This window comes from Thalassolituus sp. UBA2009 (genome assembly GCF_002335285.1).
In the GTDB taxonomy this organism is placed as follows: Bacteria; Pseudomonadota; Gammaproteobacteria; order Pseudomonadales; family Oceanobacteraceae; genus Venatoribacter; species Venatoribacter alkanivorans.
Window position 1 is genome coordinate 1 of sequence record NZ_DDCJ01000027.1, and the last position, 22,908, is coordinate 22,908.

Annotated in this window: 19 protein-coding genes and 1 pseudogene; 6 read left to right on the top strand and 14 right to left on the bottom strand. The window is 51.9% G+C overall.

Annotated features, from left to right (window positions below):
• Together B3P58_RS03105 and B3P58_RS03110 are read left to right on the top strand one after the other, a co-directional pair.
• Window positions 1-495 (top strand): annotated as a pseudogene (locus B3P58_RS03105) (hypothetical protein); the annotation flags it as partial.
• On the top strand, window positions 479-2,218 hold the full coding sequence (locus B3P58_RS03110; protein ID WP_230331504.1) for an acyl-CoA dehydrogenase family protein: 1,740 nt from the start codon (window positions 479-481) through the stop codon (window positions 2,216-2,218). The pseudogene B3P58_RS03105 and the gene B3P58_RS03110, both read left to right, overlap by 17 nt.
• A 36-nt stretch (window positions 2,219-2,254) precedes the next feature.
• Here B3P58_RS03110 and B3P58_RS03115 read toward each other — a convergent pair whose 3' ends face one another.
• The 4 genes from B3P58_RS03115 to B3P58_RS03130 form a co-directional block, all read right to left on the bottom strand.
• Window positions 2,255-3,124 carry a lipase secretion chaperone gene (locus tag B3P58_RS03115; RefSeq protein ID WP_286716037.1) on the bottom strand — a complete coding sequence of 290 codons (870 nt, stop codon included), beginning with the start codon at window positions 3,122-3,124 and terminating at the stop codon, window positions 2,255-2,257.
• 160 nt (window positions 3,125-3,284) lie between these two features.
• Window positions 3,285-4,253 carry a lipase family alpha/beta hydrolase gene (locus B3P58_RS03120; RefSeq protein ID WP_286716038.1) on the bottom strand — a complete coding sequence of 323 codons (969 nt, stop codon included), beginning with the start codon at window positions 4,251-4,253 and terminating at the stop codon, window positions 3,285-3,287.
• Window positions 4,254-4,470: 217 nt separating this feature from the next.
• Window positions 4,471-4,971 (bottom strand): hypothetical protein, encoded by a 501-nt coding sequence (locus B3P58_RS03125; RefSeq protein WP_286716039.1) that lies wholly within the window; start codon window positions 4,969-4,971, stop codon window positions 4,471-4,473.
• 78 nt (window positions 4,972-5,049) lie between these two features.
• The gene (locus tag B3P58_RS03130) at window positions 5,050-5,919 is read right to left on the bottom strand and encodes a S1/P1 nuclease (RefSeq protein ID WP_286716040.1); all 870 of its coding nucleotides are present in this window, start codon (window positions 5,917-5,919) and stop codon (window positions 5,050-5,052) included.
• Between the two features lie 155 nt (window positions 5,920-6,074).
• On the opposite strand from B3P58_RS03130, the gene B3P58_RS03135 reads away from it, so the two are divergent.
• Window positions 6,075-6,479: an MAPEG family protein gene (locus tag B3P58_RS03135; RefSeq protein WP_145467805.1), complete on the top strand. Its 405-nt coding sequence runs from the start codon at window positions 6,075-6,077 to the stop codon at window positions 6,477-6,479.
• Window positions 6,480-6,563: 84 nt separating this feature from the next.
• Here B3P58_RS03135 and B3P58_RS03140 read toward each other — a convergent pair whose 3' ends face one another.
• From B3P58_RS03140 to ubiE, 5 genes are all read right to left on the bottom strand, one after another.
• The gene (locus tag B3P58_RS03140) at window positions 6,564-7,094 is read right to left on the bottom strand and encodes a hypothetical protein (protein ID WP_286716042.1); all 531 of its coding nucleotides are present in this window, start codon (window positions 7,092-7,094) and stop codon (window positions 6,564-6,566) included.
• Between the two features lie 53 nt (window positions 7,095-7,147).
• Window positions 7,148-9,142, bottom strand: a complete 1,995-nt coding sequence (locus B3P58_RS03145) for an ATP-binding protein (RefSeq protein WP_286716043.1) — start codon at window positions 9,140-9,142, stop codon at window positions 7,148-7,150.
• Between the two features lie 1,144 nt (window positions 9,143-10,286).
• Complete coding sequence (ubiB, locus tag B3P58_RS03150; protein ID WP_286716044.1) at window positions 10,287-11,939, bottom strand: ubiquinone biosynthesis regulatory protein kinase UbiB; 1,653 nt, start codon at window positions 11,937-11,939, stop codon at window positions 10,287-10,289.
• 7 nt (window positions 11,940-11,946) lie between these two features.
• On the bottom strand, window positions 11,947-12,645 hold the full coding sequence (locus tag B3P58_RS03155; protein ID WP_286716045.1) for a ubiquinone biosynthesis accessory factor UbiJ: 699 nt from the start codon (window positions 12,643-12,645) through the stop codon (window positions 11,947-11,949).
• Complete coding sequence (gene ubiE / locus B3P58_RS03160) at window positions 12,645-13,394, bottom strand: bifunctional demethylmenaquinone methyltransferase/2-methoxy-6-polyprenyl-1,4-benzoquinol methylase UbiE (RefSeq protein WP_186435840.1); 750 nt, start codon at window positions 13,392-13,394, stop codon at window positions 12,645-12,647. The genes B3P58_RS03155 and ubiE overlap by 1 nt, the downstream gene beginning before the upstream one ends.
• A gap of 192 nt (window positions 13,395-13,586) precedes the next feature.
• Between ubiE and B3P58_RS03165 the strand changes: the two genes are divergently transcribed.
• On the top strand, window positions 13,587-14,345 hold the full coding sequence (locus B3P58_RS03165) for a substrate-binding periplasmic protein (RefSeq protein ID WP_286716046.1): 759 nt from the start codon (window positions 13,587-13,589) through the stop codon (window positions 14,343-14,345).
• 150 nt (window positions 14,346-14,495) lie between these two features.
• Window positions 14,496-14,753 carry a DUF1145 domain-containing protein gene (locus B3P58_RS03170; protein WP_186435842.1) on the top strand — a complete coding sequence of 86 codons (258 nt, stop codon included), beginning with the start codon at window positions 14,496-14,498 and terminating at the stop codon, window positions 14,751-14,753.
• A 106-nt stretch (window positions 14,754-14,859) separates the two neighbouring features.
• Here B3P58_RS03170 and B3P58_RS03175 read toward each other — a convergent pair whose 3' ends face one another.
• The 4 genes from B3P58_RS03175 to B3P58_RS03190 form a co-directional block, all read right to left on the bottom strand.
• Window positions 14,860-15,723: an alpha/beta fold hydrolase gene (locus B3P58_RS03175; RefSeq protein ID WP_286716047.1), complete on the bottom strand. Its 864-nt coding sequence runs from the start codon at window positions 15,721-15,723 to the stop codon at window positions 14,860-14,862.
• A 10-nt stretch (window positions 15,724-15,733) separates the two neighbouring features.
• Window positions 15,734-17,083 (bottom strand): DUF1302 family protein, encoded by a 1,350-nt coding sequence (locus B3P58_RS03180; RefSeq protein WP_286716048.1) that lies wholly within the window; start codon window positions 17,081-17,083, stop codon window positions 15,734-15,736.
• Complete coding sequence (locus B3P58_RS03185; RefSeq protein WP_286716049.1) at window positions 17,084-20,323, bottom strand: outer membrane lipoprotein-sorting protein; 3,240 nt, start codon at window positions 20,321-20,323, stop codon at window positions 17,084-17,086.
• A gap of 68 nt (window positions 20,324-20,391) precedes the next feature.
• Window positions 20,392-20,811, bottom strand: a complete 420-nt coding sequence (locus tag B3P58_RS03190; protein WP_286716050.1) for a MarR family winged helix-turn-helix transcriptional regulator — start codon at window positions 20,809-20,811, stop codon at window positions 20,392-20,394.
• Window positions 20,812-20,980: 169 nt separating this feature from the next.
• On the opposite strand from B3P58_RS03190, the gene B3P58_RS03195 reads away from it, so the two are divergent.
• Window positions 20,981-21,580 (top strand): outer membrane beta-barrel protein, encoded by a 600-nt coding sequence (locus B3P58_RS03195; protein ID WP_286716051.1) that lies wholly within the window; start codon window positions 20,981-20,983, stop codon window positions 21,578-21,580.
• Between the two features lie 67 nt (window positions 21,581-21,647).
• Here the strand turns inward: B3P58_RS03195 and eat are convergent.
• A partial coding sequence (eat, locus tag B3P58_RS03200) for an ethanolamine permease (RefSeq protein ID WP_286716052.1) occupies window positions 21,648-22,908 on the bottom strand: 1,261 nt, incomplete at its 5' end.

Consider the following 22,908-nt stretch of genomic DNA (forward strand, 5'->3'; position numbering starts at 1 on the left):
GAAGTGGCGCAGGTGGCTGCGGCCAGCGAGAGCCGTAATGTCGGGGATGCTTATGCCCTGCGTCTGGCGCGGGCAGTGGCGGTGTTTGCCCGGCGTGCGTTGCAGGGTCCGCAGCTGGCCTATGCCCTAATTGCCGAACCGGTTGATCCGCGGGTAGAGCAGGAGCGTCTGCGCTATCGCATGGCCTACGCCGATATTTTTGAAGACCTGATCCGCGACGGCATCGCCAGTGGTGAATTTGCTGCGCAGGACGCCGCCATCAGTGCTGCTGCTCTGGTCGGTCTGTTAAGCGAAGCGTTAATCGGCCCGTTATTTCCCGGCCAGGCAAAAACAAACAGCGCGAACGAATTGCCCCAGATGGCGGCACGCGCCGCGATGACCAACGATGAACAACAACAATTAATTCAGCAGCTGTGTGCGCTCAGTCTGCGTGCATTGGGCAGTGCTGAAGCAAACTCCATAGCCGAGGATGTCAGTTATGAACACCAGCGTTAATCCACAAATTACCGACGCCGTAACCCCTTCTGCGGGCAGTGCTGGTGCCAACAGCAGCACAGATTATCAGCAGCATAAATCCCAGGCAGAAACCCATCCGGTTTTTAACCAGCCAACAGCGCTGGAAAACTTTAATGCCTACGACAGTGATCTGGCGTTACAGCATTGGGTAAAAGCGTACGGCGGCGACTGGGCTACCGATCGTCTCAGTGCTTATGGTGCACGTTGTGGTGGTGATTTAATTGAGGCGGGTTTTCAGGCCAACGAAAATAAACCGAAATTTTATCCCCATGACCGCTTTGGTAACCGTGTGGATCTGGCTAAATTCCATCCGGCGTATCACGAATTAATGCGCAGTGCGATCGAAGCCGAAATGCACTCGCTGCCGTGGACAACACCAAAGCCCGGTGCTCATGTGGCCCGTGCCGCAATGGAATATCTGCATATGAATGCCGATGCCGGTTCCGGTTGTCCGCTGACCATGACCTTTGCTGCTGTGCCGGCATTGCAGCATTCTCCCGGCGTTGCCAAAGAATGGGTGCCGAAAATTACGGCGCGTCATTATGACGAGCGCAATATCCCGTTTTTTGAAAAACAGGGCCTGACCATCGGCATGGCCATGACTGAAAAACAGGGTGGCTCCGATGTTCGCGCCAACACCACCCGCGCTTATGCGGTTGGCAGCAGCACGGGTAACGGTGCGGAGTATGAAATTGTCGGTCATAAATGGTTCTGTTCGGCCCCTATGTGTGATGCCTTTTTAGTGCTGGCACAAACCGACAGCGGTTTATCCTGCTTTTTATTACCGCGCTGGCGCCCGGATGGCAGCAAAAATCAGATGTATGTACAGCGCTTAAAAGACAAGCTGGGCAATATTTCCAACGCCTCTTCCGAGGTGGAATTCCGTGGCGCCTTTGCCTGGATGATTGGTGACGAAGGCCGTGGCGTACGTACCATTATCGAAATGGTTTCTATGACCCGTTTCGATTGCATGGTGGGATCATCGGCATTAATGCGCGGTGCGGTTGCTCAGGCGATTCACCACACCTCCGGCCGTTCGGCTTTTGGTAAAAACCTGCACGAGCAGCCCTTAATGCAGAATGTGCTGGCGGATATGGCGATTGAAAGCGAAGCAGCGCTGGCGATCAGTATGCGGGTTGGTCATGCGCTGGATAATCTGGCTGATGAGCAGCAGAATTTATTCGCTCGTTTAGCCACCGCCGTAGGCAAATACTGGATCTGCAAACGCGCACCGCATCTGGCCTATGAAAGTATGGAAAGTGTGGGAGGCGTAGCGTATGTGGAAGACAATATTCTGCCACGTATTTACCGCGAAGCACCGGTTAATGCCATCTGGGAAGGTTCGGGTAATGTGCAGTGTCTGGATGTATTGCGCGCCATGGGCAAAGAGCCAAAAGTGGTGGATGCCTTTATGGCTGAGCTGCAGAAAGGTGCGGGTAACTACCGTGAGTTTGATCAGTTCCTGGTGAATTTAAAAGATGAGTTTACCGATCTGAGCACTCTGGAATACCGCTCACGCACGGTGGTCGATAAGCTCGCGGTTGGTTTGCAGGCCAGTGTGTTAATTCAGCAGGGCGACAGCAATATTGCCGATGCCTTTATCCGCTCGCGTATTGTGCGTAATGGTGCCTTTAACTACGGCACGCTGGATGCCGGCATCGACTGTTATTCCATTATGAAGCGCGCACAGCCAAAACTGTAAACGCATAAAAAAACAGCGGGCCGTTTTAACAGCCCGCTATAACAGCCCGCTGAGTGCTTTAACGCGTAAGTGTTGTTCCGGAGGAAAGGCCTGCTGCAGTTGCAGGCCTATTTGTTCCTGCTCTTCATCGGCGCTTAATTGCTGCTGTTTTATTGCCTGCACCTGCTGCTGGAATGCGGTTAACTGTTGCTGCCACTGATTGCGCTGCTGATCAAGTTCGGCCAGTTGTACCGCCTGCTGTTCTCCGGCAATAGCAGCGCGTTGTGCAAAGCGCTGGGCCGGGTCATCACTGCTTTGCTCAATGGCCAGCAATTGCTGTGTTTTTGCATTTTCCTGCTGATACTGACGCGTCGCCCACGATTGCTGATAGCTGGCGTTTAATAATGTCTGCTGGTTACTGTTATCGGCGGAAGTATTCTGTTGTTCCTTTTTTTGTTCCTTTAGTTCATTTATTTCCTTGTGCTGCAGCTGTTGCAGCGCCAGCGCATCCTGCTCACGGTCAAAGGCAAATAATGCTGCCGCAACGGCATGGCCAAATACCTGATCCTGCAGGGCAACACGGCTGTCAAAATAGTACTGCAGGCGCTGGTAGGTTGATGCATCTTCTGCCGCTGCAGGCAGTAATGCCAGCTGCTCCCGGTAACTGAGATATTGCTGCCAGATATGCTCCGCCTGTGCCAGCGGCTGGCCGCTTAATTGTCTGGCAAGGGCTGCACGCACCTGAGTATCAATCCAGAGATTATCGCGTTCACCCAGCGTGCTGAGATAATAATCGAATAAATCACGCAGGCTGCTGTGCACCACCAGTTGCTGCTGTTGTGCACTGAGAGTTACACCGTGTTCCGTGCCCGACAGTGATGCCGGGAGTGCAGCCTTGTCAGGCTGCTGTTCTGCTCTGTCTTTCACCGGATCTTCTGTTCCGGAGGCGGAAGGTGCTGGTGTTGTAGCAGGGGATGTTGCTGGGGTTGTTGCTGGGGTTGTGCTGCTTTCTGTCAGGCTGTCAGGCGCGAGCAGAAAGCAAGCCAGTGCAAACAGCAGCACTGGCACAAGTATGGTAAGTGGAATATTAAAGACCGGCATTCTTTAGTCGATTAGCATGGCTGCGGTAAATACTGAGTGGATCCGTTGCGGTTAAACCGCGCAAGCCCAGTACCTGATTAATCAGGTCGGCATGGTTCAGCGGATAATTGTCACGCAGCACTTTACCAAAGTGGTTGCTGCAACGGCCAGTAATACCATCATTGCCTGCGCTGCCGAACAGTAAGCCAGTGGTGGCAAACAGGTAATCCAGCGGGTCGAGGATATTGGTCAGGTTGGCATCGCCACCCCAGGAATACAGGCGGATGTTATGGCCACCAATATTGACCTGCTGAGGACCTTCACCACAGGTTGTCTGTGGCAGACCGGCCGGAAAATTCTGATTAAACGCCGCAGCACCGGCACTGGTAAATTCGGTAGTCAGAGAGCGCACATCGCCGGCAGGAACATCATCACCAGAGAGTAAATCGATCAGACTGCCAGCGGCGTTGCCAACCACTTCAAACAGGTTACCCAGCAGCGTGTCGTCGGCAAAAACACCGTTCAGCAGATCGGCAATTGGCGCTCCCTGATGGGGTGAGCCAACGGTGGTAACCGAGGCCACCAGATCCGGACGTACCGACATTACATAACGCGCAGTCAGACCACCCTGGCTGTGAGCAATCAGATTGAATTTTTCAATTCCCGGATGCAGAACCTGCAGGGTTTCCATTTCATGAATCAGCTGCTCGCCACGGTCGATGGAATTATTAAAGGCATTAATATGGGCGACATACACTTTGGCGCCGCCTTCCTGTAATTTCGTACCAATTTTGTACCAGTAATCAATACCGGCAATATTGTCAAAAGCCAGAATACCCTGCACCAGCATAATCGGGTGACGGGTCTGGGTGTAACCACTGCTGTCAGCAGAAGATGACATCGCAGAAACCAGTTGTGTATTCAGCAGCAGAGCCAGACACAGCAATAATGAACGGACAGAAAGTACGCGCAGCATGGGAGATCCTTTTTATTATTTTGTGCGCAGTATATCGGCGGGGCTTTGGCTGGGCGTACCACAATCAGGGCCATTTCGGCCTGAAAGGAGTATTACAGAAAAAATACGAGGAAAGCAGGAGACAGGAAACGAAAACAGAAATACGGCGGCAGAGACAGGTAAATACAGAGGCGATTAAGAAAGGTGCCCGGAGCCAGGCTCCGGGCCGGGTACAGAATTACTCTGCAGTTGCCGCGGTTTCTTCTGTTTGCATGCTGTCTGGCTGAGTGTCTTCGGCCTGAACTTCATCGGCTGTTAACTCACCGGCGCCAGATTCACCTGCGCTTACTGCCGCAGGAGTTTCAGTAGCGGTGGTTTCAGCAGCAGGAGCTTCAGCAGCTGCCTGCTCCGGCATATCGTTGCTGCCTGCGTCTTCAGCAGCCGCTACCGTTGTTTCACATTCCCAACCCCAGCCGCGCTGCTTCTCCACAAACTCAGCAGCTTTCTGCTCGCAGTAGCCACCTTCGGTCTGCGCGCTCCACAGCACCTGAGAACCGCTGTCTTTGGTGTAGTGTACTTCGCATGGAATCTGGCCTTCGCCGGTGTATTTAACTTCAATAATCCGGGTCTGATTGCCGTGGCTGCATACGGTGCGATCACCACTGCTGGCCTGAGCGGCAGGAGCCAGAGCTGCAGCGATTACCGGCAGCAGAGCAGAGATATAAATTACAGGTTTCATCGTAATATCCTTATTTATACTGAATGGATTTCCGGAGCCGTTGTCCGTGGTTCACTAAAAACCCTTCGCATAAATCTGTCAATTAGCGATTGGCGGTTTTGTGGAGGATGCACTGTCTTCGACCCTTGCCGTAACAGTATCCAGAAAATCTGCCAGACGTACCGCCGCCTGTTGCAGGCGTTGCTGTAATTGCGGACGGAACAGGCTTATATAGGCGTCATCGATTGCCACTGGTTTCTGCGCTGCCTGCTGATAATGGCGATAAATTTCGCGTGTGATTGTGAACGATTCATTGGCAAAGCTGAGTGGCTGGCCAGCTGACCAGTCGCGGCGCTGCTGTGCGGAAATTTGCCCTAATGCCAGCGTGCTTTGTTTTTTATAAGAGAATTTTCCGAGCAGATCACCATCCCATAACTGATGCAGATTGGTTTTATCGCTTTTAAAACGCACAGCGGCTTTATTGCCACCACGGTCATCGGCAAAGCTGACATGCATTGGCTGATGCACATCCGCCATAAAATGGGCAAGAAAAAACAGCGCCTGCCAGTCATCGTTATTATTAATCAGGCGTTGCTGCATATCGTTAATGGCCTGCACCACACAGCCTTTATCACCACAATCATCTGCGCGGACTGACGTCGCCGTACGCGGCACATTAATATAATGCCAGGGCTTGGTATGGCGGAATTTGCGTTCGTCGCGCACTTCATCGGCCCAGGAGCAGGCATGAGCGAAGCTCTTCTCACCTCCGGCTTTTACCTGTTGGTCAATCCAGTGGCGGGTTTCCGGCGTGACCAGCTGATAAGCCATTTCGCATACCTGCGCATGGCCGGAAAACTCAAAGGCTTTTACCGGAAAGCTGAACAACACCAGACAGGTAATCAGCATGGCCGCCAGTACGGATACAGGCCGCTGCCGAAGAGAATAACTCACAGATTTAACCAACACAGAAAACTCCTGCCGGCGGGGCAGAGACTGAACGCCGGGAATGATTGCCGTAACTGTTTGCAGCAGGTTAGCATGAGCCGCAGCTTTGCCCAATGCAGCAAGGCTTAAGAGTTCTGACAACAATAAATAATGGCCACAAAAACCGGGGTGTACCGATGTTATTGATCAGCGGATTTTATATTGCTCTGACCGCTTTACTGCTACTGGCGCTGGCTTATATGGTCGTGCGCCTTCGCCTGAAACATAAAATCGGCCTGCTCGACGGCGGCGAAAAAACCATCGCCGTCGCCATGCGTGCCCAGGCCAATGCGCTGGAAACTGCGTTACCGGTTTTATTGCTGCTGATGGTCGCCGAACTGAACGGCGCCTACGCCGCCTTCCTGCATGTATGTGGTATCGGCTTTCTGCTGTCGCGGGTATTGCACGCCTGGGGATTTGTGCAGGCTTCTGGCGGAATGCACTTCGGCCGTTACTACGGCACCCTGCTGACCTGGATTGTACTGCTGGCGCTGATTGTGCGGGTGCTGTGGTTATCGGTAGGTGGGATGTTGGGGGGTTAAGGCCGCCAGCACGTGCGGCTTTGTAGCGAAAGCGAAGCCGCAATTAAAAAGCCATCGCAGTGCCTGCGATTGTTAGGAATTTTATTACCAAGCATTATTCTCTACCCAGCTTTGAAAACTTGGATACATTTGATTGGCCTGATTAATTGTTTCCTCTGCCGTTTGGGGCAGCTGGAAATTATAAATGTTTTGAATGTATTCCCGGAAAGGTTGAGTTTCTTCATAGTCAGCGCCAACCTTCCCATGGTTATCTAGACCTAACTCAGAGTAACCTAAGCATAGAAGCATACAAAATTCATTAGCATTTTTTGCAAGTACGGTAAGCTCTCCTTCAGAGCCAAACATAACTACAGGTGCATCCTCGGGATTTGAATTATTTATTAGCCAAAGAGCATAAATATCTCCACATGCTCCTCTACCAAAAGGCATCAATGAATCAACAGCCTCCGGGCTTTTTTTGAACCAGTGCCGTATATCATCCATTCCAATAGTTGATAGCTCGAAACAACCACTAATAGGGTAGCCATTTTTATCTAGATAATCACAAATATCGGCGATAGCCTTGGGAAGTTTTTGTCCAAGATAAAACGTTTTCTCAATTTCTTCTTTGATCATGCGAAACTCCCAAGACTTCTAACGCCCAAAGCAGGCGCGCCGCTTGTTAAGTTTTATGCTGCTGGAGACTCCAATTCGACTGGGGAGTCAGAGCTTCTTGTACTTTCTACTATATCATCAGCTGATTGATGCTCATCAATAGATAGCCGGTTAAGCTCCAAATTAAGCTTTTCATTCAAAAAATCATGCTTCAACTCAAATTCCGCAAAAATTTCACTCCATTTGAAAGCATAAAGTTTATATTCGCCCAGGAACGCCAGCCCCGGTTCACCATGGCTCTTGAGGCTGTTTATTAGGCTTTGCACATAGCCTGTGCTATCAAACTTATTGCCAATGAGATAAAACTTCCACTCAGTATTTGATCCATTAAATCTAGAATCAGACTTGATCACTTGATAATAGTCATATACTTGGTCTATTTCTTTCTTTCCGAGTCGTATGTTTGTGGGATGTTTCAATTCAAGAACAACATTTTCAATCTTCTTGTTCCTTTTTCCTTGCCGAACCAAGAATAAATCCATTTCCCTATTTTTATCTTCATGGTCAATGCTTTTCTTTTCATTATCACCATGAAGAAGGTATGTGTAGCGTCGTAGTGCCTCTTCAAATTTTGGTTCTGCGGCTGTAAGTAACTGATATTCTTCACCTATCAACCAATAGTTTCTCTCCATCATCTTCTGCAGATGTGGAACCTCACCAGCATACATTGTTGGATCGAAAACCAATTTCTTGAATTCTTCAACCGATTTATAGCGATCACTAATCAGCTCAATTGTTCGAACAATTGATGACATCTTTGTTGTTTTTAACTGCTTAGCAAAAACTTCTCTTTCAGATGATGACAATTCAACAACACCTTCTAAAACCTTGAAAAGGTCATCGACTTCTCCACCATCTACTACCAAGGATATAAAGCTAACAAAAGTCTTTTTTTGTGTAGCATTGAGATTAGAGAAAATTCGAGGATCTACTTGGTATAACTGTTTTACAGTTTCCCTAATATCCTCACTGCGCATAACCTCCCATCTATTATTAGCATTGTACTCTGGGAACACACCGTTCTTTTCGTATTCCTCTACGAGCAGCTTCGCATAATTTACAATAAATGGTTTTCGTTTTTCCCTTAAATAAGAGTTTATAGCAGAAACTAGCGCCTTGAATTCATCAGACTTATCGGTATTTAAGCATAGTAAATCACCTTGTCCTTCCTTTTTCTCACATTTAAATGAATTGAAATATTCATCTTTTATAAAAATACTGTGATAGAATTCATCACCTTTATTATTTAGCGTAGTAGGCTTTGAATATTTAAATCTCCCGCTAGAATCTATGCAGTAGTATCTTGAAAAGTTCCTATTTAGCTTATTTGCCCATCGCACGTAATGAACTTCAAAAACTTTATTACCAATGCTAAGTTCAAAAGTTTCTTTATCCTTTATCAGAGAGTCATATGACAATGTGTCTCCGTTGATATTGATGGTGTAGCCCCAATCTTTCATCAGCTCAAGGAACCATGAGAATTCTTTAATCAAATACCCAGTCAGAGTGTTTTTTACGTAGTATTCCGATAGGTCAAAGATGTTTTTGAATACGACTTTTGTACCAGTATTTTCTCGGTTAGACTCATTTTGCTCAGAGCCTTGATATTGATCAATACTCGAGTCGTCCGCAGAAATCACATATTCGTAGTATTTCCCATTTAATTCATAACAAGTCTGCCATTCTACAGATTGTGAGAAGTGATAGAAGGTAAGGCGACCCAATCCATTTTTTCCATGTACTAGGGTATGTTGTAATTCACTTTCGCGCTTCTCTGAAGAAAGTACAGGTTTGAATTTATTATCTAGTAGTTGGTAAGGAATGCCTGCGCCATTATCTTCTATAGATAGGTAATTAATATCACCCAACTCAGTTGTCTCATAGATGATATCAATTGTGTTCGCACCAGCATCAAACCCATTCCAAATATACTCGGCAATCGATCTGTAAGGCTTTATGGATTTGAGCCGATTTTTTATGCCTTTTGCGTTTACTTCAACCTTACTCATCTTTAATCCTTTAATTGCAACCTAGTACTAATATTACGAAGACACTTAACAGTTTCTGCGTAGGCACGCTCATTAGCACACCTAAGCCATTATTCAGATTTCCAGCCTAACCCATTGTCCGGGCTGAAAAAATCATCGTTATTTTATTTCTTGTCAGGACATAAACGTGCATGCGTGCTTTTACCCTGAGTCGCTCTTCACACTTTGCGCGTTATCAACGGTCTGAAAAGCTCAGGCTATTTATTGTCCAGTGCTTTGCCCGCGGTCAGATCGTTCAATTGACTCTTGCATTCCGGGCAGGCTGCCGCCCGTTCCTGTAAGCACAAGGCAGGAATGGCGTGGTGTTATATCCGGAATGGTAAGCGGGGAAGGCGGTCGTTGGGCTGTGTGTCCTTACGATATGCTGCATCCCTGCTTTGGTTTGAGAATACTGAAGATTGGGGATGGGTTCAATAATTGATAAAACTGGTTACAAGTGCAGGCGACAGTGGTGTTTTTCTGGCCGCTACGCGGGTTGGCTTTTTGAGCTACCGCCCGGCCCTATGACCTCTTTGAGGGGTCTTACCCCTCACGCCGGTCGGGCAAACTCCCTGCTTCGCGCTGTGCAGGACTTTATCCGTTCTGAATAATCCTGCGGTCTAGGTAGCGCGAATAATGGGCCATCCATGGCCCTATTCGCTCGCCCGGCATCCTGCCGGGACGTACCGGCGCAGAATTATTCAAACCGGCGTCCTGCAGGCGCATAAAACCATAACGCACGGCCGCGTTTCAAAATGGGCACCGCACAACTGTTCAGTGCATACAAAAATATGGGATGAAACAGGCTTCGCGTGACGATTAATGCGCCTGTGGGCCGCCGCAACGAACGATGATTTTTCTGATCCGCCGGGCATGGATGCCCGGCGAGCGCGCAGCGATAGGGACGTCGTACGGGCGCGTGGTCAGAAAAAACGAGAGAGTAAGGATTTACGGCCCACAAAGCGCGAAGCAGGGGTCCGGGGAGAAGTTCCCTGGATTGGGGCGCAGGGGCTTGCCCCGCATTGGCTTTGAGTGCATTACAAAAGCTAGCCCGCGCAGCGGCTGCAGTATAAACCCGCCGGTTTATAGCACTCACACCAACTATCGCCCGCACCAACCATCGCCCTCAGGCGCGCAGCAACAACAATAACATACCGGCACCCGCCAGACTCAGCCCCACCACTTCCGGTACTCCGAGAGCAAAGGCCTGCCACCAGGTAAATAAACCACTGCCAACGGCGAGGGTTGCCAGCGCCTGCTGGCGCTTCTGTGCTTTTTGCGCAGCCAGCTCCTGACGCAGTGCGGCAATTTCTTTCTGCAGTGCCTGCTGGTTTTCGTCCATATGGTTCAGGCGGCTTAATGCGCCGTGCACCAGTCCGGGAATTTGCGGTGCTTTTTCAATCCAGCCCGGCAACTGGCGTTTTAATTCTTTAAACGCGGCTTTGGGGCCAAAACGCTCGCGCATCCAGCGTTCTAAATAAGGCTTGGCGGTGCTCCATAAATCCAGCTGCGGATACAGCTGACGGCCAAGGCCTTCAATATTGAGCAGGGTTTTCTGCAGTAAAACCAGCTGCGGCTGCACTTCCATATTAAAACGGCGTGCGGTGCTGAATAACTGAATTAATACCTGACCAAAGGAAATTTCGGCCAGCGGTTTATCAAAAATCGGTTCGCACACGCTGCGGATAGCGGCAGAAAATTCGTGCACTTTGGTGGTGGCCGGAACCCAGCCGGAGTCGATATGCAGCTGCGCTACCTGATGATAATCCTGATTAAAAAACGCCAGCAGGTTCATCGCCAGATAATTCTGATCTTCTTCGGTCAGGCTGCCGACAATGCCGCAGTCGATGGCAATGTATTGTGGTGCCTGCGGGTTATTACGCGAGACGAAAATATTGCCCGGGTGCATATCGGCATGAAAGAAGCTGTCGCGGAAAACCTGGGTGAAAAAGATTTCCACACCACGTTCGGCCAGCAGTTTCATATTGGTGTTTTGTGCCTGCAGGGCGTCGATATCCGCTACCGGAATACCGTAAATACGTTCGCTGACCATTACCTTGCTGCGCGTGTATTCCCAGAATACTTCCGGCATATACAGCAGCTCGGAGTTGGCAAAGTTGCGCTTCAGCTGGGTGGCATTGGAGGCTTCGATCTGTAAATTCAGTTCGCCGTAAATGGTGTGGCGGTAATCATCGACCACTTCCAGTGGTTTTAAACGGCGGCCGTCTTCGGAATATTTCACCAGCAGGCGGGCCATGGTTTCCAGCAGCTGCAGGTCGCGCTCGATAGTGTGTTCGATTCCCGGACGTACCACCTTAACCACCACTTCCCGACCGGCTTCACCATTGGCATCGAATAAACGGGCGGCATGTACCTGAGCAATAGAAGCGGAAGCCAGTGGCTCGGCAGAAAATTCGGCAAATAATGCGCTGATTTTCTGCCCCAGCTGGTCTTCGATTAACGCCATGGCTTTATCGCTGGCGAAGGGCGGAACGTCGTCCTGCAGGCGTTTTAATTCTTTAACAATATCGTCGGGAATCAGATCCGGGCGGGTGGATAAAATCTGGCCGAATTTAATAAAGATCGGGCCTAAGGCTTCCAGTGCCAGACGCAGACGTTCGCCACGATTAAGGCGCGACGGCACCGGATTTAAACGCCAGGGCGCGAGCCACAGGGCGATGCGCAACGACAGCGGCAGCTGTTCGGTCGGCACCAGACTGTCGAGCCGGTAGCGGGTGAAGACAAACAGAATTTTCCACAGACGCCAGAGGTTTGCCACGTCGATATTATTCCTTGGGCAGAGAAGGGGAGACCGTCGACTTGTTTGTCGAATCGTTCTGTTGCATGCGCGCTGCTAAACGCTGGGTGCGGGCTTCTAAACGGTCGGTCGTCAGACGCAGCTGGTCAACCTCGTCGGCAAATTGTGCCGCCAGTGGTTCCGGTGTCAGCAGTTGCGCTTCATCTTCGAGATATTCTTTAACGGCATTGCGGTAAGCCGGTGCGCTGCTTTTGCCCCAGTTCAGTAAGCCGCGTAAACCTTTGCCCAGCTGATGTGCGAGCAGGCCGCCGGTCAGTGGTGTGATCAGGGCTTCCCAGTCGATATCGAGGTTTTGCGCAACGCGGGTCAGCGATAAGGCAAACTCGCTGTCGCCGTCCATATCAATAGCGCTGCTGATCAGGGCGTGGGCTTTATCACTGGCGCGGGCGAGGGCAAAGAAATCGGCGGCGGAACCGCTGAGCGTTGCATCGGCGCTGTTCAGGCTACCGTTATCGCCAGTGGCGGGCACAAGGCTGAGCACAATGCCGTTATCGACGATGCGGATCAGCACCGGGTTTATGGCGTCGATGCGCACACACAGCAAGCGGCCCTGCTGGCGACGCAGCGAGTTTAATGCCGCCGGGTCGTAACGCAGCACATGATTAATGGCCGCCTCAAAGGGAACGCAGGCAGCCTGCAGTAACTCGGCCGGCAGCTTACTCAGCATCAGGGTTTGATTCCGCGGTGCAGGGCGACCACGCCGCTGGTCATATTGTGGAAGCTGCAACGCACCAGGCCGGCGTTTTCCATCATGCTTTTCAGGGTTTCCTGATCGGGGTGCATGCGGATGGATTCGGCCAGGTACTTGTAGCTTTCGGAATCGTTGGTCACCAGCTTGCCCATAAACGGCAGGGCGGTGAAGGAATACAGGTCGTAGGCTTTGCTCATCAGCGGGTTGGTCGGCTTGGAGAATTCCAGCACCAGCAGACGGCCGCCCGGCTTCAGTACGCGGGTCATGGAACGCAGTGCAGCATCTTTATCGGTAACGTTACGCAGACCGAAGGCGATGGTGATGACATCAAAGCTGTTGTCTTCAAACGGCAGACATTCGGCATTGGCCTGAACGTATTCGATATTGCCAACGTAGCCCTGATCGGTCAGACGGTCGCGGCCGACGTTCAGCATGGATGAGTTGATATCGGCCAGAACCACTTTGCCCTGCGGGCCAACGATCTTGGCAAATTTCTTGGTCAGGTCGCCGGTTCCGCCAGCCAGATCGAGCACCTGATCGCCCGGGCGTACGCCCGACATATCAATGGTGATGCGTTTCCACAGGCGGTGTACGCCGAACGACATCAGGTCGTTCATCAGGTCGTACTTGGCGGCCACCGAGTGGAATACATCGGCAACCATGGCCTGCTTCTGCTCGGTAGCGACGGTTTTGTAGCCAAAATGCGTGGTTTTTTCCTCGGACATGCGAATCTTCTCCCGCTGACGACCTGTAGATGGGCGGCCATTTTAACGGTGCAGGTCGTGAAAGTCTTGCGCTGTGTCGGCTTTTGGCCGCCGCCGGGTGCAGGGCCTGAGTTAAACTTAAAGAGTTATAACGCGGAGAAGCACGTGACAGAAAGTAAGCTGTTTACAGCAATAGGCCAGTGCGCAGGGCTGATGCTCTGTTGGCTAACCATGGCAGCGGGCTGTCTGGCGGCAGACGGCCTGCCACAATTGCGCATCTCGGTGCCGGACGATGGCTACCCTCCTTATGTTATACGGCAGGATGATCAGCTGCATGGCATCCTGATTGACCCGATGTACACAGCCGCACAGCGTGCCGGTATTGAGCTGGAATTTGTGTATCTGCCAGAGCTGCGCTCTCTGCATATGCTCGAGTCCGGGCAGATTGATGGCCGTATGGAATCCCCTTACTGGACCGACCAGCCGGACAACTATCAGTGGAGCGATCTGGTGGTGTGGCTGGAAGATGTGCTGGTGTACCGCAATGACCAGCCGTTTGATCTGGAGCAGGAAGACGGCCTGCTGGGTGGCGAAATCATCACTCATCTGGGTTATGCCTATCCGGCACTGCAGCCGGCCTTTGCCAACGGCAGCCTGATCCGGCTGGATAAACCCACCGAGCAGGACATGCTCAATACCTTACTGATCAGTCAGGCGGAAAGCGCCCGCGCGCTGATTATCGGGCGCGATGTGGCACAGTGGTATGTGGCCAAACAGCCACAATTACAGGCCTTACCACTGACCTTCTCCAAACGCGTATATGGCTGTGCGCCGATGGGGTTTCAGTTTGCCCGTAACGAGCGGGTTAAAGCGCTGTTGCAGCGGCTGAATAAAGAATTCCCGCCGCGCCCTAAGCAACACTGCCCGCGTATCACGCCATTAACGCTGACGGTTTCCCCGGCCGCTGAATAATTCTTCGTTTTTCTCTTGTGTAGCAGGGTTGTGGCAGGCTTATCGCAGGCTGTCGCATTTTCACCTGTGCAAATGCGATGCAGCAGTGCAAGCTTGCGGCTTTGATAACGACAATAACAATGCATGAATGACGCATGCAGCGAGGTATCTATGTTTATTCTGTTAAATAAAGTGGTCACTCTGGTGTTCTGGATTCTGGCTATTATGGCGGGAGTGCAGGGCTGGGGTGGTCTGCTGGGCTGGTTGCCAACCATTGCTATGGTTGTTGCGGGTGTTCATGTGCTGGAAGTGGCGTACTTCTGGATGGCGCTGAAGCATAAGAGCAGCAATCAGATTGCCGATGCGGTGCAGATATTTATTTTTGGTATTTTCCATATGCGCCGTTTTATTCAGACAGAAACTGCCTGAATAGAGCAATACGCTGTTGCCTGCTGGCAGCAGAGTCAGCCAAAGCCTGAACACCTGCGGTGTTCAGGCTTTTTATTACCACGAAAAATACCCGTTGAGTATCGTGTTACGGCACTATTTCTTCGCCGTGTTCTGTTTCGCTTTCCTGAATTAATTCATCGCTGAAAAACTGTTGAATGCGCGCGGCAATCATCGGGTCGCGGATGATTTTCCGGTGTCCCAGAGCGGGCGGTAAAAATACCTCGGCACTGCTCAGGTGCTGGCGGATTGCATGTACTGAAGCACTGGGAATTTCAATATCATTCTGGGCATGAATTAATAATGTCACCGGGCTGCTCTGGCTGAGCAGATGGCCGCTGTGGAGTTCGCCAGCCGGGCATCCGACTTCTGCTTCAATGCAGCGGATAAAATGTGCCGTGCTGGCGGCGGGCAGCCGCATAAAACGCGCAAACCCTTTTAATACGTCCAGCAGGCTGGCGGGTGAAGACATCAGTACGCAGCGTTCTGTCTGTACGCCCTGAGCAGAGGCAATTGCCAGTGCTGCTCCGCCCATTGAATGACCCAGAGCACCATAAAAAGGGCCGAAAGCAATATCGGCTTCGATAATGGCACGGGCAAATTCCATCGGGTTACTCTTATTGCCGCCGGATTGACCATGGAGTGGCGCATCCAGCGCGAATACATCAAACCCCTGTGCCACCAGAGCATTGGCGATAACTGCCATGTGCGTTGCCCGGCTTTCCCAGCCATGCATTAGTAAAATGCGTGGGCCGCTGTTAGCCCAGCGCAGAGCACTGAGATGTCCGGCAAAATTCAGGCGCTGTGCCTGTTTTTCAGTGGCCAGTTCCCATTCTTTCAGTGGCAGTTGTCTGGGTGTTAAAAACATCCGGGCATGACGGCGGGCAACGGTTGCCGGCAGCAGATGGCCGAGGACTGAGTTCTGCATACGCAGCAGTGTAATCGGGTTCATGAGTTACTCCTTAAAATGCACTCTGCCAGCCAATTAAAAAGCGGCTGGATGATGAGAACTGACCGAATGGCCCGGCGCGGTTGCCAAAAAAATAATCGGCACCGCTCCATAAAGACCAGCGGTCGTTAAGCTGGTAACTGACTTTGCTGCGCAGCTGACCGTCGTTGTAATCGCGGTTAAGCAGAGCAAAAAAGCTCAGTTCCAGCGTGTCGTTGAGTAAGGTTTTTTTCAGCAGCAGGGTGTGACGGGTGCTGATTTCGCGGCGGATCATCTGCGGCCGGTAAGCAAGAATGCGGCTCTGGTAAAACTGGTAACTGACAAACACATCCGCCGGGGCCTGATAATCCAGTGCGGTTACCGTCGCCAGCTCCGGGCTTTGGCTAATGCCGTTATTTTGCAGATCGTCGCGCAGAAAAAAGGCGCGGCTGATATGCCCGGCTTCAAGCCGCAGTACAACACTGTTGAATGCCTTGCTGGCGCTCAGACCCAGCAGACGGCTGCGGCGGTACACACTTTCCACATCCACTGCCGGCAGAGATGAGCCTGCGCTGCTGTTCAGTATGCGGTAAGTCACCGCAGTGTCATGATAAAAATTAAAATAACTGGCGCTGATATCCCAACCCGCGGTAAAGGCACTCCAGCGCAGTCCGTACTCCCAGTCATTACCATCCGGGCGCCGGGTTGGCCGTTGATTAACCGCGACTCCGGCGACCGGTTGCGGAGCCAGCTCGGGGCTGGTAATAGCGAACGCTGTGCCTGGTTCTGCCAGCTCACTGAAGGTTAAGTCGGGAATAATTAACCATTGCAGAGACTGTTCATTGGGCAGAGGAATATGCGCATTAAACATCCAGGTAGCGATGCGTGAGTCTTCGGCATCGGGCAGATTAAATTCGCGTAAATCCTGCGGGTTAATAATATCCAGCACCCGCAGGCCGTCGGCCTGACCCCAGACAACCTGTTGCTTGCCGCTGCGCAGAGACATGCCGCAGATATACTGGTCCGCATAGGCTTCGGCGAGATCAAAACGCACGTTATCCCATTGTGCCAGTGGCCCGTTGCTGTGCAGGCTGCCCGCCGGATAATTATCTGTCCGGCCGCTGGGCTGCTCTGCGTACAGGGTGTCGGAAAAATCAGCGCGCAGGCGTGGCTGCAGATTAAACGACGTATCGGCCGTGCGGTATTGCCATTCACTTTGCAGCTGCACTTCCGCTTTGCTCAGTGCAGCCGGAGCATCGCTCCAGGCCAGTTCTGAACTCAGCTCTGAACTCAAGCCTGAGCTGGATTCGCTGTGCACGGCACTGCTCAGCAGTATCAGGGTGAAAGCACCGGCGCTTAGCCGATGTTGCTGCCGGGTATTCATTTACAGCCCCCGGCGCAGAGTATTCTGGGTAAACAGATGGTCGGCGACCTGCTGCTGATAATCGACGGCGGAAAAAATAAACAGCGAGCGATGACCACTGAGATGGTTTTCGGCCAGCAGCTGATGGCGGGTCCAGATACCATCAACCTGACGAATATCGGTAACGCTGATGGTTTTCAGCGGCATCTGTTTAATATCCAGATAGTCGCTTTTCACCACGATCCAGTTTTGCGGATCAATATAAAAGGTTACTTCGCCATACCCCAGTTCCTGCGCAACAGCAGCTGTTTTTGGGGTAGCTTTGACGACCAGTTTGCCGTCATCGTCTGGCAGGCGTTGCAGCTGATAATCGTCCGGACTTATGTGGCCATTCTGTTTGATATCTTCGTAGGTAAAGTCCGTACCCATAAAATAATCGCCCCGGTCAGAAGCAGAAATCCGCCGTACCTTGCGCAGTGCCGGCAGGTACAGCCACTGATCATCTTCCTGTTCTGCCGCGGCATAGTCGAAGGTCAGAAAGGCGGTGTCTTTCACATTGGCCGGTGACTGATAAAAAAAGACGGTTTTTTTATCAGCACCAAAGTATTTACGGTAAGAACGGGTTTCACGGCGGCGTTCTTTGCCGCGACTGTCGGTCAGCAACATACTCAGCTTACTGCTGACCTGCTGGCCGTCATCCACGGCGTTAACCCGCTGAGCAATTTCCCCGGCACTGAGTGCGGCCAGTGTTTCGTTTTTTGTGCTTTCGGCAGCCATTAATGGCTGACTGTGCAGTGCGGCGGCAACCAGTACAGCGCTGAGCAGGCCTGAAGCCAGCAGCAATATCAGGCTGTTAGCAGCGGGTGCCGCTTTTTCTGCCGCTTCTGGTGCTGAACCCTGCCGGCCGGCAAAAATAAAGGCTGGCTGCAGCAGTATCACCAGTACTGGCAGCAGCGTCATGGCGGCAACAAAACTCATGCTGACCGACAACACCACAATGGTGCCGAAGTGCGTCAGGGGAACAACCTGAGAGCTGATCAGTACGCCGAAGCCGAAGGCGATGGCAAGGTAATTAAACAGCAGCGCCCGGCCGGTCGAGCGGAATAATTCGGTGAATAATTCACGGTTTTTCAGTCCGTCTGCCACCAGAGCTTTCAGGCGTTCCAGTGTGTGAATGGCAAAGTCTATTCCCAGCCCAATAGCAACCGAGGCAAACATCGAGGTGCCGATGCCAAGGTTAATCCCCAGCAATGCCATGGCCGCATAAACGGTAAGAATGGAACAGATTACCGGCAATGTGGCCAGCAGCCCGGCGGTCCAGGAACGGAACAACGCTGCGGAAACCAGACAGACGCAGAGCAGTGAAATAACCACGCTGTAAAAATGGCTGATGCCCAGATCTTTAATCCAGTGGTAATTCACATTCACCCGGCCACTGAGGCTCGCACTGACCGGTTCGGCAAAGGCCGCATTGTTAAAGTGCTGGTCGATATACAGCTGCAGGGCTTCAATCACCGGTTTTGTGGCAATAAAATCGGCGCTATCGAGGTTCAGGCGGATATTGGCAATGCGGTAGTCGTAGTCAATTTCTTCAGCAAAATCGGCCGGGTCCGCACTGGCGGCATACAGCAGGAAATACTGGGCAATCAGGTCGGCATCCTGTGGCAGGCGATACGCATCGCTCTGGCCTTCATTCAGGGATTTATTCATCTGCTTTAAATAATCCACCACCGATGCCGATCCGTTTACGTGCGGCAGGGTTTCGGCATAAGCCTGCAGGGCCTCCATGGCATTCAGTACCTGCGGTGAAAAAATCCCTTCGTTGCGGCTGCTGGTAATCACAATATCCAGCGTGTTGGTGCCTTCGAGGTGCTGATTAATAATCCGGTCGGCCTGATAAATTGCTTCGCTGGGATGGAAAGTATTAATACGGTTTTCGTTAACCTGAATCTGCGTGGCGAGCCCAGCACCGCTGACGCTGAGCAGAGCAAATATCCCCAGCGTTGTGCGCGGATAGCGTACACAGATGCCACCGGCAGCGGTCATTAAACGGGCAAAGGTGTCCTGCTTGCTGTTCTGCTCAAGACGAATCCAGCGCTGGCTGACCTTAGGCTTCAGCAGGGTGATACAGGCCGGTAAAACAAAGAGCGAATAAAACCAGGCAATCAGCACACCGAAGGCGGTAAATAAACCAAAATATTCAAACGGCGGCATATAAGACGAGGCGTACAGGCCGAGAAAACCGGCAATGGTGGTCAGTGATGTCAGCGTGACCGGACGCGCCATAACAGCAACCGCTTCACGGATACAGGCCTGCAGCGACCAGTCCGGGTGGCGTGCCTGCATTTCGTAGTAATGACTGAAAATATGAATGGAATCGGCGACGGCCATACCAATCAAAATGACCGGCATCGCATTGGAGATAACAAAAAAAGGCACACCGCAGTAAGCCATAAAACCCAGCGTCATCAGTACCGAAGCGGCAATCACCAGATTGCCAAGCAGGGCCGGCAATAAACGGCGGAAAGCAACGACCAGCATAATGGTAATAATTAAACCGGCCAGCGGATTCAGGCGGCTGGCATCGTGGTCAATGTAGTGACCGAGATAGCCCAGAACGGCGCCTTCACCGGCAACATGGAGTTCGACACCTGCAGGCGTCCGGGTCTGTTGCAGCAGCTGATTGATGGCGTCGTAGGCGGCTTCGGCCTGGCTGTCATCGTACAGCTCCAGCACGATCATGCTCATTGCGCCATCGGCCGACACCAGCATCCCCTGATACAGTGGGAAATCTTCGATGGCCTGACGCAGGGCGGCCGTATTGCCCTCGGCACGCAATTCATAAAAGGGCGCGACATCCAGACCGTCTGCGGAGGCACTGATATTATTTTCGCTGGCCAGACTGATGGTGCGCGCGGCATTAATCATTGGCAGGGCATTCAGCTGTTCGGTCAGCTGGCCGATCAGATCCAGCGTTGGCGCACGGTATATACCGCTTGCCGATGGGTCATAGACAGCGACGACCAGAGGGTCGCTTAAACCGAAAATTTCCCGCACTTTATTTTTATAAACCAGCGCCGGATTGTCGGCTTCGAGGAAGGCATCAGCGCGGGTGTCTTTGTACAGCTTGCCCAGTCCGGCGAACAGCAGTGCCATCAGAATCAGCCCGGCCAACAGAACGGTTTTGGGGTGATTCACTCCAGCCTGAATGGCGTTGTTTATAACCGGCAGCAGCCAGTGTTGTTCCCTGTTGGTGTTCATATTTATTCCTCAAGTGAATGTATATGCATCTATATGTAAATGTATATGCATGCAAATGGCAAATTTTTTTAACTGCGCAGGGTGAGGATAGCGTCGGCGACCTGCAGCAGTTGTGCAGAAAGCTCGTCACCGAGGTGTTGGGATATACCGCTCTGAGCCTGCTTCCAGCGAACTTTTGCCTTATTAAACAAAGCCTTGCCTTCGTCGGTCAGCGACACCAGCGTTACCCGGCCATCATCCGGGCTGGGGCGTGTCTGCACATAACCACTGCGGATCAATGGTTTCAGGTTGCGGGTCAGGGTGGTCTGCTGCAGCACCAGTACTTCCTGCAGTTCTTTCTGCGATGGGCTTTTCAGCATCGACAGCACGCGCAGCACAGAGAACTGAGCAATGGTAATGCCCAGATCACGCAGGCTGTTGTCGTAGTAGCTGGTCAGAACCCGGTCGGCCTGGCGCAGTTTCAGATTAAAGCAGGGAGTAATATTCATAAGACTATCCGGCAGCGGAACAGGCTCATCATAGCTCAGACAAACCCGGCCTGTCAGTGTACTTGTTAATCACCCCAGTAGCAGGAAATGAATAAAGGCTTTCCATTTTCTGAAATATTCATACCCTATGCTGCCTGACATCATATAACCACGGACAGAGTACAAAGGAATGAAAAAGAGTCTGCTGACTTTATTACTGGCTGCGGCCACAACCCAGGTTTGTGCTGAGCAGGATGTAACTGTGCAAACGGCAAACGCAGCGAAACAGGGGCTGGGGTTCAGCCTCAGTGCCGGGCTGATGGCCGGCGGCGACAAACTGGCCGAAATGGATTATGAGCGCGGTACCTCGGATGATATTAATGCCGGTGCCGGTATTCATCTGGGTGCCGGGGTGTATTACACCCTGGGTCAGTTCCGTGCCGAGGCACGTCTGAACTGGCTGAGTGATTCGGCCAATGGTCTGGATGAGGATCATGACCCGGTTAAGATTGAATTCTCCTCCTATCCGCTGGATCTGATGCTGCACTACCAGCTGGGTAAACACAGCCTTGGTGCCGGACTGACTCATCACGTTAATCCGAAGCTGGATCTGGATGGTACGGAATATTCTTTTGATTCACCGACCGGCAGTCTGATCGAATACCAGTATCACCTGAATCCGCGTTTTGCCATCAGTGCCAAATACCAGAGTATTGAATATTACTATCAGCCTGCGGACGCGACCTTTGATGGTTCGGGGTTGGGCGTTGGGGTTTCGTTTCAGCTTTAGAGCTGAGCAGAAACCCTAATAAGAAACGCAGCCAGTGGCTGCGTTTTTTATTGTCAGTGTGTCGTTATTACGCCGTCTGAACGGTTGCAGTACTTTCTGCGTTTTCTTCCGGATATAAATCCGCTTCGGCCTGTTCCAGCATGGCGAACTCTTCTTCGGCGGTTTTGGCCACCAGATGGTTTTTGCTGTAACCAAAATAATAGGCCGCACCAATCACAAAGAGGATCAGCGTGTAGAAGAAGGCGCGCGGGTCGAAGGCATACACACCGGTTAAGGCAATCAGCGACAGCAGCAGGGCAATACCGGAAGTAAATACACCGCCCGGGGTTTTATATGGACGCACCAGCTCAGGCTGTTTAACGCGCAGCATAATATGGCTCAGTGCCATCAGCGCATAAGATACGGTTGCACCAACCACGGCCATGGCCAGCATCAGGTCACCTTCGCCGCTCAGCGATGCAACAAAGCCCAGTACGCCAGGAACAATCAGGGCGCGCGCCGGTACTTTACGTGCGGTGGTTACCGACAGGCTCTGTGGCAGGTAACCGGCACGCGACAGGGCAAATACCAGACGGCTGTAGCCGTAAATAATGGAGAAGAAGGATGCAATTAAACCGACCAGACCCAGTACGTTAACGACGGTCGCCAGCTGGCTGTTACCGGTTGCATTCAGGGCATCAACCAGAGGTACGGCACTTGCGCCCATCACCTGTGCACCCGCGGCGCCCGGAATTAACAGCACAACCAGCAGCGCGGTAAACAGCAGGAAAACCATCGCGCCGATAATACCTTTAGGCACATCTTTGGCCGGGTCTTTGGATTCTTCGGCGGCCAGTGGCACACCTTCTACTGCGAGGAATAACCACATAGCAAAAGGCAATGCAGCCCATACACCATACCAGCCGAGTGGCAGCATGGCCGAAGCGCCTTCGCTGGCGGCAATATCAAACAGGTTGGCGCTGTCGAAGTTACCGATTAAAGCAATCGCGGTGGCAATAATGGCCAGTACAGCCAGACCGGAAATAACCATCATCACTTTTAATGCTTCGCCCACACCGGCCAGGTGAATACCGATAAAGACTAAATAAAAGGCGGCATACACCCAGGGGCCATTAAAGCCGAGTAAAGCTTCAACCGCCGAACCGATAAAGATCACAATCGCCGCCGGCGCCAGTGCGTATTCAATTAATACCGCCAGGCCGGTTAAATAACCGCCAGCCGGGCCCATTGCCTGCCGGGCAAAACTGTAACCGCCACCGGCAGCCGGAATAGCGGCCGACATTTCAGCCAGTGACAGCACCAGAGTAAAATACATCACCGCCATTAAC